Raw genomic sequence first — 15,340 nt, forward strand, 5'->3', positions numbered from 1 at the left:
AGGTCAGCGCGACGTCACCTCGGCGTCAGCGTGATTGCCTCCGCGGTCGCAGCCTCCACTGCGCTGCGGCTGTAGAGCAGCGGCACGTATTGCCCCGTCGCCCACAGCGGCGCGAGGTCGCGGTAGTGGCCGCTGAAGGGATCGCCGGATTGCCCTGGCGTGTTGATGGTGCGGCTGGCGTCCCAATTGCCGACGTCGAGCACCATGCGGAACGAGGCGCCCGACAGGAGCCGGTAATCCGAGCGGCGATAGGTGGCGGCGCGCGGCACGTTGCCCGCGCCACCGAAGGCGAGCGGACCGACAGACATCTGCGTCGCGGTGGCCTTGTCGGCGAGCGGTATCAGCGCGTGGTCGAACTGTGCGACATGCAGGCGGCCCCAGCGCCAGGTGGAGGGATCAGGGCCGAGCTTGCTGATGACATCGGCCACCGCCGCACCGAGGCTGTCGCGCAGGATCTGGTCGCGCGTCACAGCGGGATCGGCGCCAAACGATGCATCCGGAGATTCCAGCGCGGCCACGAGCGCCGAAATGCTGGAGGCCTCAGGCGCGATCAGGCCGGCGGCCTTGGGCGCCGTGATCTTCAACAGCACCGGTCCGAGATGATTGGCGATCCAGACCTCGAACACGGCCGCCGCGGCGCTGTCGGCGGCGTCGCGCGCATCCCAGCGCTTCAACAGATCGAGACCCTGCCTCACCTTGGCATCGTCAGAGGTGAGGGGCTGCAACAGCTTGACCAGCCGCCGTCCCATCATGGCGGTGTCGTCGTTCTGCAGATCCATGGCGTCGGCGAGCGTCACCTTGTTGTTGGCCGCGAGCACCTCGGTGATGCGCTGCCAGCGCGCGCTGTCGGACCATTCGAAGCCGACCCTGCGCTCGTTGACCGGATAATCGGCCGGCAGGTTCATGTGGTTGGCGGTGGCGAAATAGCCCTGCTTCGGCTGATAGGATTTCGGCAGCTCGTCCAGCGAGAGAAATCCCTGCCATTCATAGCGGCCATCGCCGGGCACCGGCATCAGGCCGTCGAAATTGAGGCGGCGCGGCGTCTTGCCGGCAGCGACCCACCCGATATTGCCCCTGGTGTCGGCATAGACCTGGTTCTCCGACGGGGCGCCCCAGCGCCGCATGGCGGCGAGGAAACCGCTCCAGTCCTTTGCGGTCATGTAGTCCGACGAGCCGAAATAGGCCGAGGTGCCCGGCTCGAACCAGATCGAACGCACGGCAAAGGCGTGCTTCTTGTCCTCGTCGACGAAGATCACGGGCCCGTGGCGCGTGAATTTCAGCTCAATCTCGCGATTGCCCTCGCCCTTCACCTCCTCCGTCTCGTGAACGATGCGCATGTCCTCCCAGCCATTGCCATAGCGATACTGGTTGGGATCTTGCGGATTGAGTTCGTAGACGTAGAGATCTTCCTGGTCGACGTTGAAGATGGTGAGGCCGAAGGCGATGGTGCCGTTGTGGCCGATCGAGATGCCTGGGAGCGCGGGCTCGCCGGCGCCGATCACGGAGAGACCGGGTGCATTGAGTCCGACGATATAGCGCAGCGAGGGCACGCTGTGCTCGCGATGCGGATCATTGGCGAGGATCGGGCGGCCCGTCGCGGTGCGCGAGGCCGCGATCACCCAATTGTTGGAGCCGATGGTGTCGCGCTGCTGGTCGGCCTCGGTGAGATATTTGTCGGGATCGTGCGCGAGCGCCGCCTTCTGGTCCTTGGGCGCGGCAAAGGCGACGGGGCGCGTCGCGAGATCGTAGGCCGCGAGCACGGCCTTCGGCACGGCGCAGGGATCGAGGCCGTCAGGCACCTTCGTCGTCCAGGCCGGCTCCAGCTTCACGCGGAAACGATCGGCATCGAGGCCGGCGGCGCAAGCGACCAGCGAGCGCTTGACCTCGGAGGAGACGTTGCGCGTCAGGCCGTGGCTGCGAATGCGAACGACATCGTCTGCCGTCCAGGTGTCGGGCATGGTGCCGGCGATCCTGAACTCGATCGGCAGCGGGCGCTTGCCCGCGCGCACGTCGGCGACATAGGCGTTGATGCCGGCGACGAACGCGTCCGCATAGGTCTTCGCCTTGGGACCGTAGGAGGTCCATTCCGCCTTCATGTCGCCGCGATAGAGAAACAGCCGCAGCGCCTTGTCCTGCTCGACATAGGCCTGGCCGAAATCCTTCGCGAGCAGGCCGAGGCCGCGCTTGCGCCAGAGATCGATCTGCCAGAGCCGGTCCCGCGCGGCGTTGAAGCCCTGCAGGAAGAACAGGTCGTGCTCGTTTCCGGCATAGATGTGCGGGATGCCCCAGACATCGACCAGGATCTGGCCGGGCGCGTCGAGGCCCTCGACGTCGGTCTTGACCTGGCGCGCGCTGAGCAGCGGGTTCGGTTGTTCGCGCGCGATGACGGTGGACGTGAGCAGCGCGGCGGAGATCGCCGCGATGCCGAACTTTTGGATGACCCGGTTGAAATCCGTGTTCATTCTCTCTCCCGTTGTTGTTCTTTTTGCGTGCCGCTAATTTTGGCCCGGTAGCCCGTACAAGAACCCGCCTATTCCTCGCCCTCGTCGCTTGCCAGTACACCCCTCACCGCGCGGGCCCAGCCGGCGAGCTTTCGATCGCGCGTGGCCTGGCTCATGTTCGGCCTGAACCGGTGCTCGAGGCGCCAATTGTCGGCGAATTTCGTCGGCTCGGGATAGACGCCCGCATTGAGGCCGGCGAGATAGGCCGCCCCGAGCGCCGTGGTCTCCTGGATCACGGGACGGTCGACCGGGGCGTCCAGGAGATCGGCGAGGCGCTGCATGGTCCAGTCGGACGCCGTCATGCCGCCATCGACGCGAAGCACGACACTCGCCGTTTCCGAGCTCGGCCAGTCCGCGCGCATCGCGGCCCACAGATCGAAGGTCTGGTAGCAGACGCTCTCGAGCGCGGCGTGCGCAAGCTCGGCCGGGCCGGAGTTGCGGGTGAGGCCGAACAGCGCGCCGCGGACCCGCGGATTCCAGTAGGGCGCGCCCATGCCGACGAAGGCCGGGACGAGATAAACGCTCTGCATGGAGTCGGACTGATCAGCAAGAGGGCCGGTCTCGGCCGCGTGCTTGATGATGCCGAGACCATCGCGCAGCCATTGCACCGCCGAGCCTGCGACGAAGATCGAGCCTTCGAGCGCGTAGGTGCGCTTGCCGTCGAGCTGGTAGGCGATGGTGGTGAGCAGCTTGTTCTTGGAGACCACGGGCGTGGAGCCGGTGTTGAGCAGCGCAAAACAGCCGGTGCCGTAGGTCGACTTCATCATGCCGGGGCGGAAACAGGCTTGCCCGATCGTCGCGGCCTGCTGGTCGCCGGCAATGCCTGCGATCGCGATCGGGCCGCCGAACAAATCAGGCGTGCTCTCGCCGAAGCGGGCGGAGGAATCCTTCACCTCCGGCAGCATCGAGCGCGGCACGCCGATGATCTCGAGCAGTTCGTCGTCCCACTGGCCGGTGTGGATGTTGAACAGCAGCGTACGCGAGGCGTTGGTGGCGTCGGTGGCGTGTACCTTGCCGCCGGTGAGGCGCCAGAGCAGGTAGCAATCGACCGTGCCGAACATCAGCTCGCCACGGGCGGCACGCGCGCGCGCGCCGGGGACGTGGTCGAGGATCCAGGCGACCTTGGTGCCGGAGAAATAGGGGTCGATGATCAGGCCTGTTTTCCGCGAGATCAGCGGCTCGCGGCCATCTGCTTTCAATTTGGCGCAGATGCCGGCGGTGCGGCGGTCCTGCCAGACGATGGCGCGGTGCACGGCCTGGCCCGTGGTGCGGTCCCACACCACGGTGGTCTCGCGCTGATTGGTGATGCCGATCGCCGCGATGTCCTTGGCCGTGATGCCGGCCTGCTCGATCGCGTCGCGGCAGACCATCACGGTCGAGGTCCAGATGTCCTCAGGCTCGTGCTCGACCCAGCCCGAGGCCGGAAAATGCTGCTGAAACTCCTGCTGCGCGCGGGCCGCGATCGAAATGTCGCTCCGGAAGACGATTGCGCGCGAGGAGGTGGTGCCCTGGTCGATGGCGAGGACGAAAGACATGGAAGCTTACCTTGGCGTTTTCTTGCGCTCACCCCGGGAGGGGTCATTGTGTCGCGCCAAAGAAACGGGATTGCCGCGGAGAGGTCAAGCTGGCTCTCGCTTACCCTCCCCTGGAGGGGTCCGGGACCAGCGTAGCTCGACCCGCCCCCTCAAGAAGAGGGTAAGCGAAGCGGCGCTGAGATACAATCGCAAGTGGCGCGAAGCCTACACCGCCGCCGTGGTGACGCCGCCGTCGATCACGATCGTCTGGCCGGTCATGAAGCTCGAGGCATCCGAGGCGAGATAGGCGACGGCGCCGGCGATTTCGTCGGGCTCGCCGATGCGGCGCAGCGGCGTGGTCGCGGTGCGGCGCTTGAGGTTGGCTTCGTCTTCCCACAGCGCGCGGGCGAAATCGGTCTTGACGAGGCCCGGCGCGATGCAGTTGACGCGGACGCCCTTCGGGCCCCATTCGCCGGCAAGCGAGCGGCACAGCGCGAAATCGGCCGCCTTGGAGATGCCGTAGGCACCGATCACGGTCGAGCCGCGCAAGCCGCCGATCGAGGAGATGATGACGACCGAGCCGTTGCCGCGTGCCGCCATCTGCGGGATTGCGAGCGCGGAGAGCCAGATGTTGCTCTTGACGTTCGAGCCCATGATCTTGTCGAAGGCCTCGTCCGTGATGTCGAGCAGCGGGCCGTAATACGGGTTCACCGCGGCGTTGCAGACCAGGATGTCGATCTTGCCGTAGTGCTGGGTCGCACCCGAGATCAGCGCCTCGACCTCGGCCTTGCGCGCGATGTTGCAGGGGATGACGGTGGCGTCGCCGCCTGAGGCATTGATGCCGTCGGCGACTTCCTTGCACGCGTCCGCCTTGCGCGAGGACACCACGACCTTGGCCCCTAACTTGGCGAGCAGCTCGGCGGAGGAGCGGCCAATGCCGCGGCTGGAGCCGGTGACGACTGCGACTCTTCCGGTGAGATCGAACGGGGTGTTTTTCATTGTCGTTGCTCCGCTGATGCCGCTTGTTCCGTCATTGCAAGGACCGACGCGAGAAGCAATCCAGACTATCTCCGCGGATAGATTCTGGATTGCTTCGCTCCGCTCCAATGACGAAGCAGAGATCTAGATCAACCCACCCGAATCCGCGACGCGGCGCTGGTGGTGGTCGGTGTCGCCGAAGGTGTTCTCGATCATGGTCAGGCGCTTGAAGTAGTGGCCGATCTTCGCCTCCATGGTCATGCCGATGCCGCCGTGGAGCTGGATCGACTGCTGGCCGACGAATTTCAGCGACTTGCCGATCTGCGCCTTGGCCGCAGCGATCGCGTTGGAGCGCTCGTGTGCGTCCTCGAAATCGCTCGCCATGGTCGCGAACATCGACATCGAGCGCGCCTGCTCGGCGGCGACGAACATGTCGGAGGCGCGGTGCTGCAGCGACTGGAACGAGCCGATCGCGACGCCAAACTGCTTGCGGGTCTTGATGTACTCGACCGTGGTCTTGAGCGATTCGTCCATCAGGCCGACCGCTTCCGCGCAGAGCGCGACGCGGGCTTCGTCCACCACGCGCTCGATCAGGGCCAGCGAGTCATCGGGATTGCCGATCGCCGCATCCGCGCCGACCTCGACACCGGTGAAGGTGATGTCGGCGGCGTGGAGGCCGTCCTGGGTCGGGTAGGACTTTTTGGTGACGCCCTTGGCATCCGCGGGGACCAGGAACACGCCGATGCCTGACGTGTCGCGGCGGCTGCCCCTGGTGCGCGCAGTGACGACAAGCGTGTCGGCATTCTCGCCGTTGAGCACGACGAATTTTTCGCCGTCGATGACCCAGCCGTCGCCCTTCTTCTTCGCCGTGGTGGCGACGTCGAACAGATCGTAGCGCGAGTTCTTCTCGAGTTGGGCAAACGCCAGCGTCTTGCTGCCGTCGACGATGCCGGGGACATGCGCGGCCTTCTGCGCGTCGGTGCCGGCGTGGCGCAGGAAGCCGCCGCCGATCACGACGGTCGCGAGATAAGGCTCGAGCACCAGAGCCTTGCCGAGCGCTTCCATCACGATCATGGTCTCGACACCGCCGCCGCCGAAGCCGCCATCGGCCTCGCTGAAGGGCAGACCAAGCAGGCCCTGCTCGGCGAGCTTGCCCCAGACGGCTCTGCTCCAGCCGCCCTTCTCCTTCATGTACTTCTTGCGGCTCTCGAAATCGTAGCAATCGGTCAGCAGGCCGTCGATGCTGTCCTTCAGGAGCCGCTGCTCCTCGGTCAAATCAAAATCCATCTCTGTTTCCCTAGGTCATAAATCTCGCACGGAGAGAGGCCCCTCACCCCTACCCTCTCCGTAAGAACGGGGAGAGGGCGAGGAGAGAGCGTCACAATCCCAGCACCGCCTTGGCGATGATGTTGCGCTGGATCTCGTTGGAGCCGCCGTAGATCGAGACCTTGCGGTTGTTGAAGTAGCTCGGCGCGATCTGGGCGGTCCAGTCCATGGCTTCGTTCGAGCCGTCGTCTCCGTGCACATCGTAGGGCGCGGCGAACGGGCCGATCACTTCCATCAGCAGCTCGGTGGTGGTCTGCTGGATCTCGGAGCCCTTGATCTTCAGCACCGAGGACGCCGGATTGGGCTTGCCCTTGCCGTGCTTGCCTTCATCGGCGACGACGCGCAGCTGCGTCAGCTCGAGCGCCTTCAGCTCGATCTCGCAGGCCGCCAGCTTCTCGCGGAACGCCGCGTCCTGGATGATCGGCTTGCCTGACGATTCGACCTTGCCGGCGAGGTCGCGGATACGGCGCAGCCGCTCCTTGGAGACGCCGACGCGCGCAATGCCGGTGCGCTCGTTGCCGAGCAGGAATTTGGCGTAATCCCAGCCCTTGTTTCTCTTCGCCGATCAGGTTTTCGTAGGGAACCTCGACGTCGTCGAAGAACACTTCGTTGACCTCGTGGCCGCCGTCGATGGTCTGGATCGGGCGCACGGTGACGCCCTTCGACTTCATCGGGAATACGATGAAGGAGATGCCCATCTGCTTCTTGGCGGACGCATCGGTGCGGCAGAGGCAGAAGATCATGTCGGCGTGCTGGGCCAGCGTGGTCCAGGTCTTCTGGCCGTTGATGATCCACTTGTCGCCCTTGCGCTCCGCTTTCGTCTTGAGCGAGGCGAGGTCCGAACCGGAGCCGGGCTCGGAGAAGCCTTGGCACCACCAATCGTCGACATTGGCGATGCGCGGCAGATACTTCTGCTTCTGCTCTTCATTGCCGAAGGTGTAGATGACGGGGCCGACCATGCTGACGCCGAAGGCGAGCGGCTGCGGCGCCGGATAGGACTGCAGCTCTTCGTTGAAGATGTAGTGCTGCACCGAGGTCCAACCCGTGCCGCCATACTGCTTGGGCCAATGGCTGACGCCCCAGCCCTTCTTGTTGAGGATGCGCCACCACGTCACCATCTCGTCCTTCGAGAGGTGACGGCCTTCGACCAGCTTGCGCCGCGTATCCGGCGGCACGTTCTCGCGGAAGAATGAACGCACTTCCTCGCGAAACGCCTGCTCTTCTTTCGTGAATGCGAGATCCATCGGATCCTCCTATGAATTACTGCAAAATTTCGAACAGACCAGCCGCGCCCATGCCGCCGCCGACGCACATGGTGACGACCGCGTACTTGGCCTTGCGACGGCGGCCTTCGATCAGGGCGTGGCCGGTCAGGCGTGCGCCGGACATGCCGTAGGGATGGCCAACCGAGATCGCGCCGCCATCGACGTTGATCTTGTCAGGATCGATGCCGAGCTTGTCGCGGCAATAGAGCACCTGCACCGCGAAGGCTTCGTTCAGCTCCCAGAGGCCGATATCGTCGACCTTGAGGCCATGGCGCTTGAGCAGGCGCGGCACGGCAAACACCGGGCCGATGCCCATCTCATCGGGCTCGCAGCCGGCCGAGACGAAGCCGCGGAAGATGCCGAGCGGCTTGAGACCGCGTTTCGCCGCCTCCTTGTCGCTCATGATCACCGAGGCGCTGGCGCCGTCGGAGAGCTGGCTGGCATTGCCGGCGGTGATGGAGAAGCCGTCGCCGCGCACGGGCTTGAGGCCGGCAAGGCCTTCGAGCGTCGTCTCGGGGCGTGGACCTTCGTCCTGGGATAGCGTCACTTCCTTCATCGAGACCGTGCCGGTCGCCTTGTCGGTAACCGCCATCTGCGTGGTGATCGGCGCGAGCTCGTCCTTGAACTTGCCGCCCTGCTGCGCGGCTGCGGTGCGGCGCTGGCTCTCCAGCGAATATTCGTCCTGGCGTTCGCGCGAAATTCCGTAGCGCTTGGCGACGATTTCGGCGGTGTCGATCATGGGCATGTAGACCTCGCCCTTGATCTTGAGCAGCGCCGGATCCTGGGCGTGGAAGCCGTTCATCTTGTCGTTCTGCACCAGCGAGATCGACTCGCCGCCACCGCCGACCGCGATCTCGACGCCGTCGAAGATCACCGAACGCGCGGCCAGCGCGATCGCCTGCAGGCCCGAGGCGCACTGTCGGTCGATCGTGGTGCCGGCGACCGTCACGGGAAGGCCGGCACGGAGCAACGCCTTGCGCGCGATGTTGCCGCCGGTCGCGCCCTGCTGGAGGGCGGCGCCCATCACGACGTCCTCGATCTCCTTCGGATCGACTTTTGCGCGCGCGACGGCTTCGCTGATGGCGTGACCGAGCAGCGTCGCGCCCTCGGTGGCGTTGAGCATGCCGCGATAGGCCTTGCCGATCGGCGTGCGGGCGGTGGAAACGATGACGGCGTCGGTCAAGAGCGACCTCCTGGTTGCGTGGATTGTGATGTTTTCTGCTGCTGGCGCAGTTCGTGGCGCGACAATTTTCCGACCGGCGTGCGCGGCAGGTCGTCGACGAATTCGACCGCCGCCGGCATTTCGTGCTTGCCGACCTTGCCGGCAAGCTGCGCACGCAGCTCGTCGAGCGAGAACGGCTTGGCGCCCGGCTTCAGCTTGATGAAGGCCTTCGCGGCCTCGCCGCGATAGGGGTCGGGAATGCCGAGCACGATCACTTCATGCACGCCAGGAACGGTGTAGATCGCCTGCTCGATCATCTGCGGATAGACGTTGAAGCCGCCCGAGATGATCATGTCCTTCTTGCGGTCGACCAGGAAGAAATAGCCGTCGGTGTCGACATAGCCGATATCCCCCGTGAGGAAGCGGCCGTCGACGAAAGCCTCCGCGGATCCGGCGGGTCTATTCCAGTAGCCTCTGGTGACGTTCGGGCCCTTGATGCGGATCTCGCCGACTTCGCCCGGCGGCAACACCTTGGTGGGATCTTCGAGCGAGACGACGTCAAGCTCGATACCGGGCAGCATCAACCCGATCGAGCCGGGCTTGTCGGGTCCGACGGGCGGATGGCCGGTGCCGGGCGAGCAGGTCTCGGTCATGCCCCAGCCGCTCTTCAGCTTCTTGCCGACCTTGCGCTCGAAGAAGCTCGCGACCTCGACCGGCAGCGGTGCGCCGCCGGAGCCGATCGCGGTGAGCGAGGAGAAGTCGCGCTTGTCGAGATCGGGCAGTGCCGCGATCGCGATCCACATCGTCGGCACGCCGGGGAAATAGGTCGCACGCTTGACCTCGATGTCGCGCATCACGGCTTCGACGTCGAAGCGCTGGTGGAGCGAGATCAGATTGCCGCGGCGGAGCGACGACAGCAACACCACGGTGAGCGCATAGATGTGGAACAGCGGCAGCACGCAGATCACGCGCTCGACGACGTCGCCACGCGCCTCACGGGCCGGCTTGCCCCAGATGTCGTAGATGGACACCGCCGAGGTGAGATTTCCATGCGTAAGCATCGCGCCTTTCGGCAGGCCGGTGGTGCCGCCGGTATATTGCAGCAAGGCGACGTCATCGACCGAAACTGCGGGCCATTGTGCCGGCAGCGGCGCGCCCTCGACGAAGGCCTTGAAGGTGACGATGCGGGGATCATCGGGGATCGCCGCCTGCGGCGTGCCGGCCTTGCCCCAGCTGTCGTCCTCGCAGACGACCAGGCGATCGATCAGCCCCTTCTCCAGAAATTTCAGAGCGGTCGGCAACAAGGCCTGGAGGTTCGAGGTGACGAGCAGGCGCGAGCCGGAATCGGAGACCTTGTGCGTCAGCGCGATCTCGCCGTCGAGCGGCGACAGATGAGCGACGCGGGCGCCTGCCTTCAGCGCGCCGAAGAAATTGACGGGATGGTCCGGCGTATTGCCGAGGAACAGCGCGACGGAGCTGTTCTTGCCGCAGCCGGCGCGCAGGAACGCGGCCGCCGCGCGCTCGGCCTGAGCGGCCAGCTCGGCATAGGTGATCGGACGATCGCGAAATTCAACCGCGATGCGCGGGCCGTAAGTTGCGGCGGCCGTCGAGAGCAGGTCGGGCAGCGTGCCCTGGACGATGCTGTCGTCCCAATGCACGCCCTCAGGGTAAAACTGTTCGCCGGGATGGGTCATGGGCGATCGATACTCTGCAAAGCGGTAGTAGCCGGGCCGTGTGAGGTGGGCACCGGCGGATGGGCTCCCCTCCCCCTTGTGGGGAAGGGTTGAGCAAGGGGGTGGCCACAAGCGCCGACCTCGCCCGGGGCTTCCCCCCTCCCCGCCCCTCCCCCACGAGGGGGGACGGAACGGAGAGAGCGCTGCCCTGGAAAGGCATTCGTGATCACCGAGCCCAACCTGTTCACGCCGCCTTCGACTCGGCCGCCAGCGACGCGAACGTCTTGCCTTCGGCAGCCAACTTCTTCAGCAGCGGGGCGGGCTCGAGGCTGGGGTCGTTGGTTTCCTTGGCGTAGTAGGAAAGACGGTCGGCGATATGCTTGAGGCCGACGCTGTCGGCCCAGAACATCGGGCCACCGCGATAGATCGGCCAGCCATAGCCGTAGAGCCAGACCACGTCGATGTCGGAGGGGCGTGCCGCGATGCCCTCTTCGAGGATCTTCGCGCCTTCGTTGATCATCGGATACATCATGCGCTCGAGGATCTCGTCGTCGCTGACGACGCGCTTCTTGCGGCCGAGACGCAGCAGCGTCTCGTCGATCAGCTTCTCGACCTCGGGATCTGGCATCGGCGCGCGCGAGCCCTGCTCATACTTGTAGTAGCCCTTGCCGGTCTTCTGGCCGAAGCGGCCGGCTTCGCACAGCGCGTCGGCGATTTCCGACTTGATGCCGCGGTCCTTACGCGAGCGCCAGCCGATGTCGAGGCCGGCGAGGTCGCCCATCGCGAACGGGCCCATCGGCATGCCGAATTTTGTGACGACAGCGTCCACCTGCTGCGGCAGCGCGCCCTCGAACAACAGCTTCTCGGACTGCTTGCCACGCTGCGCCAGCATGCGGTTGCCGACGAAACCGTCGCAGACGCCGACCACGGCCGGCACCTTCGCGATCTTGCGGGCGATGCTCACGGCGGTAACCAGCGCATCCGGTGCGGTCTTGTCGGCGCGCACGATCTCGCACAGCTTCATGACGTTGGCCGGCGAGAAGAAGTGCATGCCGAGCACGTCCTGTGGACGCTTGGTCGCCTTCGCGATCTCGTCGATGTTCAGGTACGAGGTGTTGGACGCGAGCACGGCGCCTTGCTTGGCGTATTTGTCGAGCTTGCCGAACACTTCCTGCTTCACCGCCATGGTCTCGAACACCGCTTCGATGACGAGGTCGGCATCGCCGACATTCTCGATTCCGACGACGCCGTTGATCAGCGCCATGCGCTTGGCGGGCGCATCGGCCGGAATGCCGCCGCGGGCGGCGGTCGCTTCCCAGTTCTTCTGCATGATCCCCATGCCGCGCTTGAGCTGCTCCTCGCCTGTTTCGATCAGGGTGACGGGGATGCCGGCATTGGCAAAGGACATCGCGATGCCGCCGCCCATCGTGCCGGCGCCGAGAATGGCAACACGGTTGACCGGGCGCGACTTGGTGCCTTCGGGCACGCCTGCGATCTTGGCGGCTTCGCGCTCGGCGAAGAAGGCGTAACGCTGCGCCTTGGACTGGTCGCTGGCGACGAGCTTGAGGAAACCCTCGCGCTCCTTCTTCAGACCTTCGTCGAACGGGAGGTCGATGGCGTAGCCGACCGCGTCGGCAGCGGCGAACGGCGCTTCCAGGCCGCGCGCCTTCTTGGTCATGGCCGCGACCGCATTGGTGAAGATCGAGCGATCGGCCTTCGCTGCCGCGATCTTTGAATCATCGTCGCGCAGCCGGCGCAGCGGGCGCTTCTCGGCCAGCAGCTTGCGCACGAAGGCTTCTCCGCCGGAGGCCGGGCCTTCGACGATCTCCTCGATCAAGCCGGTCTTGAGCGCTTCAGCCGCACCGATGGGATCCCCACCGACGATCATCTTGACCGCGAGCTCGGGACCGACCGCGCGCGGCAGGCGCTGGGTGCCGCCGGCGCCCGGTAACAGGCCGAGCTTCACCTCGGGCAGGCCGAGCTTGGCTTCCTTCACGGCCACGCGGAAATGACAGGCAAGCGCCACTTCGAGGCCACCGCCGAGCGCGGTGCCGTGAATTGCGGCCACGACCGGCTTGGGCGAGTTCTCGATCTCCGCCAGCACGTCGTTGAGCGCGGGGGCCTTCGGCGGCTTGCCGAACTCGGTGATGTCGGCGCCCGCGATGAAGGTACGGCCGGCGCAGGTCAGCACGATGCCCTTGATGGCGGGATCTGCGATCGCGGCCTTCATGCACTCCAGGATACCGCCACGAACTGCGGCACTCAGCGCATTGACTGGAGGGCTATTGACCGTGACGATCCCGACTTCGTCATGACGCTCAAGCTTGACCACTTCGCTCACGGCTTCCCTCCTTGGTGGGGATTTACTTTTGTTCGATTTCGCGGTGCGGAATTTAATTCCGCATCTTGACGGCAGGGTTATTTTGAAGCACGTGGCTTGTCAACGACTCCGCGCAAGAAGCAGATCAGGGATGAAGCGTACAGGAAAGAAGACCGCGACCGATCGGAATTTCGTCGTCGCGCTTTCCCGCGGGCTTGATGTATTGCGAGCATTCCAACCGAGCGACGGACTTCTCGGCAATCAGGAGATTGCCTCCCGCACCAACCTGCCGAAGCCGACGGTGTCGCGGCTGACCTACACGCTGACAAAGCTCGGCTATCTGACACCGGTTCCCCGTTTCGAAAAGTATCAGCTGGCGCCCGCCGCAATGGCGCTCGGTTACGCCGCGCTGGCCAATCTCGGCGTTCGGCATTTGTCGGAACCGTTTCGCGAGGACGTGATGCGCGCGACGGGGGGCGCCGTCGCAATCGGCGGCCGCGATCGCCAAAGCATGATCTATTTCGGGCAGAGCCGCGGCACCGAGACGGTCGGAGTTCAACTTGACGTCGGATCGCGCGTGCCGATTGCAACCACCGCGATGGGGCGCGCCTATTTCTGGGCGCTGAACGATGACGAGCGCACCGAATTGCTGCGCGAACTGCGCGAGCATTACGGCAGCCGGTGGCCCAAGATGCGCGACGGCCTGGAGCGTTCCGGCGAGACGGTTGCCAAGCATGGCTTCGCGATCTCCGTCGGCGACTGGCACGACGACATCGGCGCAGCCGGCGTTGCGCTCAAGCTCAACGACGGAACCGGTCCCTACGCGTTCAATTGCGGCGCCCCCGCATTCCGCTTCACGGAAGAGCGATTGATCAACGACATTGGACCGCGCTTGCTGGCGATGGTAAGGAACATCGAAGCGGCGCTTGGGGGTCTGATGCCGCAATCCAAAAATGAAGTCAGCAAAAAGCTGAAATCAGGAGGAAAAGTTGCGCGTGTGGCCGAGGGGTTCAGATAGCCTTTGTCGTGTCAGGGAGCGACTCGCGTCGCCCGTTCGCCCACTGATGTCTGTGGGCGAGACGACATGACGCAGGCACAGCTCGCGCAGGGGACATCGCCCCTGCTTGCCGTTCGCGGCGTCAGCGTCGTGTTCGGCGGCATCGTCGCGCTCAACGGCGTGTCCTTTGACATGCATAAGGGCCAGATCCTCGGACTGATCGGCCCCAATGGCGCCGGCAAGACCACGCTCTTCAACTGCCTCTCACGCCTCTACCAGCCGTCATCCGGCGACATCCTGATGGAAGGTGTGAGCATCCTGAATCGACCGCCGCACCGGATCGCCGAGATCGGCATCGGCCGCACCTTCCAGAACGTGGCGCTGTTCCCGAACCTGTCGGTGATGGACAATGTCCGCGTCGGCACCCACGCCCGTACCTCCAGCGACATCATCAGCGACTCGCTGCGCCTGGCCTGGATTCGCCGCAGCGAAACCGGCGTGAACAACAAGGTGCGCGAGATCCTCGCCTATCTCGACCTCGAGGAGGTCGCCCACACCACCGTCTCCGGCCTGCCCTTCGGCACGCAGAAGCGCGTCGAGCTGGCGCGGGCACTCGCGGCCGATCCGAAGATCCTGCTGCTCGACGAGCCCGCCGGCGGTCTCAACCATGAAGAGGTCTACGTGCTCGGCGACCTCATCCGCAAAATCCGTGACGAGCGCCACATGACGGTGCTGCTGGTCGAGCATCACATGGGCCTCGTGATGTCGATCGCGGACCACGTCGTCGCGCTGAATTTCGGCAAGAAGCTCGCGGAAGGCACGCCCGCCCAGGTGCAGGCGGACCCCGACGTCATCAAGGCCTATCTCGGGAGCAAGGACCAATGACTGTTCTGCTCAACGTCAAGGACCTGCGCGCCTATTACGGCCAGGTCCAGGCGCTCCATGGCCTCACCTTCTCGCTCAACGAGGGCTCGCTGACGACGCTGCTGGGCGCCAATGGCGCCGGCAAGACCACCACGCTGCGCGCGATCTGCAACATGGTGCGCTCCACCGGCGGCATCGAGTTCGACGGCAAGCCGCTGAACAACAAATCCACCGAAAGCATCGTGCGCTTCGGCATCGCCCATGTGCCGCAGGGCCGCGGCACCTTCACCACCATGACGGTGGAGGAGAACCTCCAGCTCGGGGCCATCACCCGCAAGGACAATGCCGGCATCGTCTCCGACATCGAGCGCATGTACGCGCATTTCCCGGTTCTGAAGCAGCGGCATACCCAGCAGGCCGGCACGCTCTCGGGCGGCGAGCAGCAGATGCTCGCGGTTGCGCGTGCGCTGATGCTGCGGCCGCGGCTGATGCTGCTCGATGAGCCGTCGTTTGGGCTTGCGCCGCTCGTCGTGCGCGACCTGTTCGGCATCCTCGGCAAGATCAACCGCGAGGACAAGGTGTCGATCCTGGTGGTCGAGCAGAACGCCCAGCTTGCGCTCGAACTCGCCGACCAGGCCTATGTGATCGAGACCGGCCGTATCGTGATGTCGGGCAATGCCAAGGACATCGCGAACAACGAAGAAATCCGCAAATCCTATCTGGGTTACTGAGGAGCCGGC

The 15,340-nt window shown here is 65.1% G+C and carries 10 protein-coding genes and 1 pseudogene; 3 read left to right on the top strand and 8 right to left on the bottom strand.

Annotated features, from left to right (window positions below; translation table 11 throughout):
• Positions 1-14: 14 nt before the first annotated feature.
• From ACVWZ4_RS08065 to ACVWZ4_RS08100, 8 genes and pseudogenes are all read right to left on the bottom strand, one after another.
• Positions 15-2,462 (bottom strand): penicillin acylase family protein, encoded by a 2,448-nt coding sequence (locus ACVWZ4_RS08065; RefSeq protein ID WP_456740043.1) that lies wholly within the window; start codon positions 2,460-2,462, stop codon positions 15-17.
• Positions 2,463-2,530: 68 nt separating this feature from the next.
• Positions 2,531-4,036, bottom strand: coding sequence for a glycerol kinase GlpK (glpK, locus tag ACVWZ4_RS08070; protein ID WP_456701155.1), 1,506 nt, complete (start codon positions 4,034-4,036; stop codon positions 2,531-2,533).
• 204 nt (positions 4,037-4,240) lie between these two features.
• Positions 4,241-5,014 (bottom strand): SDR family NAD(P)-dependent oxidoreductase, encoded by a 774-nt coding sequence (locus tag ACVWZ4_RS08075; protein ID WP_456736323.1) that lies wholly within the window; start codon positions 5,012-5,014, stop codon positions 4,241-4,243.
• A gap of 123 nt (positions 5,015-5,137) precedes the next feature.
• Positions 5,138-6,280 (bottom strand): pimeloyl-CoA dehydrogenase small subunit, encoded by a 1,143-nt coding sequence (pimD, locus tag ACVWZ4_RS08080; protein WP_456740044.1) that lies wholly within the window; start codon positions 6,278-6,280, stop codon positions 5,138-5,140.
• 91 nt (positions 6,281-6,371) lie between these two features.
• Positions 6,372-7,563, bottom strand: a pseudogene (gene pimC / locus ACVWZ4_RS08085) (pimeloyl-CoA dehydrogenase large subunit).
• Positions 7,564-7,579: 16 nt separating this feature from the next.
• The gene (locus ACVWZ4_RS08090) at positions 7,580-8,767 is read right to left on the bottom strand and encodes an acetyl-CoA C-acyltransferase (RefSeq protein WP_456701151.1); all 1,188 of its coding nucleotides are present in this window, start codon (positions 8,765-8,767) and stop codon (positions 7,580-7,582) included.
• Positions 8,764-10,440 carry a dicarboxylate--CoA ligase PimA gene (pimA, locus tag ACVWZ4_RS08095; protein WP_456740045.1) on the bottom strand — a complete coding sequence of 559 codons (1,677 nt, stop codon included), beginning with the start codon at positions 10,438-10,440 and terminating at the stop codon, positions 8,764-8,766. The genes ACVWZ4_RS08090 and pimA overlap by 4 nt, the downstream gene beginning before the upstream one ends.
• Before the next feature lie 223 nt (positions 10,441-10,663).
• On the bottom strand, positions 10,664-12,760 hold the full coding sequence (locus tag ACVWZ4_RS08100) for a 3-hydroxyacyl-CoA dehydrogenase NAD-binding domain-containing protein (RefSeq protein WP_456701149.1): 2,097 nt from the start codon (positions 12,758-12,760) through the stop codon (positions 10,664-10,666).
• A gap of 130 nt (positions 12,761-12,890) precedes the next feature.
• Here ACVWZ4_RS08100 and ACVWZ4_RS08105 point away from each other — a divergent pair, with 130 nt between their 5' ends.
• From ACVWZ4_RS08105 to ACVWZ4_RS08115, 3 genes are all read left to right on the top strand, one after another.
• Positions 12,891-13,757 carry an IclR family transcriptional regulator gene (locus ACVWZ4_RS08105; RefSeq protein ID WP_456701148.1) on the top strand — a complete coding sequence of 289 codons (867 nt, stop codon included), beginning with the start codon at positions 12,891-12,893 and terminating at the stop codon, positions 13,755-13,757.
• Between the two features lie 66 nt (positions 13,758-13,823).
• Positions 13,824-14,621, top strand: coding sequence for an ABC transporter ATP-binding protein (locus ACVWZ4_RS08110; protein WP_456701147.1), 798 nt, complete (start codon positions 13,824-13,826; stop codon positions 14,619-14,621).
• A complete protein-coding gene (locus ACVWZ4_RS08115; protein WP_456736326.1) occupies positions 14,618-15,331 on the top strand; it encodes an ABC transporter ATP-binding protein in 714 nt (237 codons plus the stop codon). Before ACVWZ4_RS08110 ends, ACVWZ4_RS08115 begins: the two co-directional genes overlap by 4 nt.
• Positions 15,332-15,340 lie beyond the last annotated feature (9 nt).

The organism is Bradyrhizobium sp. USDA 4472, from assembly GCF_054058595.1.

What these genes read in the sequence shown, in the direction of transcription:
- ACVWZ4_RS08065 (WP_456740043.1), bottom strand. Translation starts at nt 2,462, where the DNA reads ATGAACACGGATTTCAACCGGGTCATCCAAAAGTTCGGCATCGCGGCG.
- glpK (WP_456701155.1), bottom strand. Translation starts at nt 4,036, where the DNA reads ATGTCTTTCGTCCTCGCCATCGACCAGGGCACCACCTCCTCGCGCGCA.
- ACVWZ4_RS08075 (WP_456736323.1), bottom strand. Translation starts at nt 5,014, where the DNA reads ATGAAAAACACCCCGTTCGATCTCACCGGAAGAGTCGCAGTCGTCACC.
- pimD (WP_456740044.1), bottom strand. Translation starts at nt 6,280, where the DNA reads ATGGATTTTGATTTGACCGAGGAGCAGCGGCTCCTGAAGGACAGCATC.
- pimA (WP_456740045.1), bottom strand. Translation starts at nt 10,440, where the DNA reads ATGACCCATCCCGGCGAACAGTTTTACCCTGAGGGCGTGCATTGGGAC.
- ACVWZ4_RS08105 (WP_456701148.1), top strand. Translation starts at nt 12,891, where the DNA reads ATGAAGCGTACAGGAAAGAAGACCGCGACCGATCGGAATTTCGTCGTC.
- ACVWZ4_RS08110 (WP_456701147.1), top strand. Translation starts at nt 13,824, where the DNA reads ATGACGCAGGCACAGCTCGCGCAGGGGACATCGCCCCTGCTTGCCGTT.
- ACVWZ4_RS08115 (WP_456736326.1), top strand. Translation starts at nt 14,618, where the DNA reads ATGACTGTTCTGCTCAACGTCAAGGACCTGCGCGCCTATTACGGCCAG.